The 1,026-nt window shown below is 28.7% G+C and carries 2 protein-coding genes; both read left to right on the top strand.

Annotation, left to right across the window (positions count from 1 at the left end; genetic code table 11):
• The first annotated feature begins 85 nt into the window (after positions 1-85).
• Complete coding sequence (locus ACOCEA_RS17955; RefSeq protein WP_420757654.1) at positions 86-595, top strand: RNA polymerase sigma factor; 510 nt, start codon at positions 86-88, stop codon at positions 593-595.
• A gap of 4 nt (positions 596-599) precedes the next feature.
• Positions 600-890: a hypothetical protein gene (locus tag ACOCEA_RS17950; protein ID WP_420757653.1), complete on the top strand. Its 291-nt coding sequence runs from the start codon at positions 600-602 to the stop codon at positions 888-890.
• Positions 891-1,026 lie beyond the last annotated feature (136 nt).

The following is a 1,026-nucleotide window of genomic DNA, read 5'->3' as shown; positions in this document are numbered from 1 at the left end:
CCAGTAATTTGAGAAAATCTGTAAATAAATTCAAAAATCTGTCATATTTCCAAAACTCTTGTCACTAAATAAGTAGAGAGTAATAATGAAAGACATAAAACCAATGACAGAAACATATGAAAAGCTACTTGAGAATAATAAAGAGAAAATTTACAGAATTTGTAAAATTTACGCAGTTTCCCCTTTAGAACCTCAAGACCTTTTCCAAGAAGTAATCTTTGCAATTTGGAAATCTCTTCCAACTTTTAAAGGCAATTCGAGTGTTGACACTTGGATTTACAGAATTACACTAAATGTGTGTCTTCGCTCAAAACAAAAATCAGAGAAAACTTATAACAAGACACTTCAATTAGAATCTATTCAATTCATTGCTGTCGAATTTCCTATTGAGAATAATCAACAAGAAAAGTATAATGCTTTGACTTCGTGCATCTCAAAATTAAACAATGAAAATAAATCAATCATTATCCTTTATTTAGAAGAATTGAATTATAAACAAATTGCTGAAATAACCGGATTAACAGAAAATCATATTGCAGTAAAAATGAAAAGAATTAAAAAAATCCTATTGGATTGTATAACCAATAAAATATAATATTATGTGGAATAGTGAAAAGAAAAATATTTGGCAAGACATAAAAAATACTTGGAATGAACAGCCTCAATCCGAAAAAATTAATATTCAAGTATCACAGCTCATAAATGAGTTTAAAAGTAAAGTAAGTCAATTCGAGAAAGATTCGATTAATTCAGACATAGCTACTTTGAAATTAAACTGGGCTAAAACGAAAAGTAATAACGTCAGCCAATTTGAAAAAGATTCAATAAAAAAGGACATCAATATTATTTCGGGATTTATAAAGAAAGTCATTAATAGATTTAAGAGATAAAAACTACTGGCAACAACGTGTATAATTAATGACTAGTCCTGACCTGCTTACGAAAATCCTCGCGGATTTTTTATCTAGTTTTTATTTGCTAAATTAGGTGCTTAAGCACGCCACTAATCATACACAAACACGTTGT

This window comes from Maribacter luteocoastalis, from assembly GCF_048890225.1.
Taxonomy (GTDB): Bacteria; Bacteroidota; Bacteroidia; order Flavobacteriales; family Flavobacteriaceae; genus Maribacter; species Maribacter luteocoastalis.
Note: the sequence above shows the minus strand (reverse complement) of the source record. Positions and strands in the feature narration are given on the sequence as shown.